We start from the raw sequence: 983 nt of genomic DNA on the forward strand, positions 1-983 counted from the left end.
GATCGGGATAGGGGGACGTCTCGCGACGCCACCCCTCCCACACCACCGGGCATACGGGTCCGTACCACGGCGGTTCGATCGAGTTAAGCCGGCACAGGCATGAAGATTCGGGGGAGACCAAGAGAGTCGAACACGTGATTTCGTAGAGCGTGTTGAACCGCCGGGTGTCCGGACATGCGCCAGAGTCCCGTCGGTGAACCGGCAGCGACCGATGCGGCGAACTTCGCGATGCCGAGGCGGCGAAGCTCCGTGAATCGGTTATGCCCGTTCCGCCATTGCCGCCAGAGATACAAACGCAGTCTCCGGCGGATCCAGGCTTCCAGGTTCGTTAGCACGCGCGGCGTCTGGCAGAAGCCGAAGTACCCGCGCCATCCGATGAGGTATGGCGTGAGGTCTGCGATCATCTGCTGCAAACTGACCCCTCGCGTCCGGCACGTGATTTCCCGGATTCGGTCTTTGAACTTGTCGAGGGCTTTCGGCGCAATGCGTCGCTCGCTCCCGTCATTCGCAATGCTGAATCCGAGAAATTTACGTTCCTCGGGTCGCGCCACCGCGCTTTTGGCCTCGTTGACTTTCAAGCGGAGCTTGTCGGTCAGGAACCGGCCGATCGAGGCCCTCACCCTTTCGCCGGCGTGGAGGCTGCGAACATAGATGTTGCAGTCATCCGCGTAACGGCAGAACCGGTGACCACGTCGAGCCAATTCCTTGTCGAGATCGTCGAGCACGATATTACTGAGGAAGGGCGAGAGCGGACCGCCTTGCGGGGTCCCTTCGTCCACCGGTCGGACCAAACCATCTTCCAATACCCCGGCATTCAGGAATGCCCGGATAAGCTTGAGCACGCGTTTATCGGGTATCCGTGCGGCGACGCGCGACATCAGGATGTCGTGGTTAACTCGGTCGAAAAATCTTTCCAAATCGAGATCAACCACTACGTTGTAGCCATCGGCGACGTAACGCTGTGCCTGGGCTACAGCCTGGTG

1 protein-coding gene is annotated in these 983 nt (G+C 60.3%); it reads right to left on the reverse strand.

The features are described 5' to 3' along the window. Nucleotides 1-83: 83 nt before the first annotated feature. Nucleotides 84-983, reverse strand: a 900-nt coding sequence (locus IVA82_RS17035; RefSeq protein ID WP_247493415.1) for a reverse transcriptase domain-containing protein, incomplete at its 5' end; no start/stop codon positions are given.

Source organism: Bradyrhizobium sp. 142, from assembly GCF_023074015.1.
GTDB lineage: Bacteria > Pseudomonadota > Alphaproteobacteria > Rhizobiales > Xanthobacteraceae > Bradyrhizobium.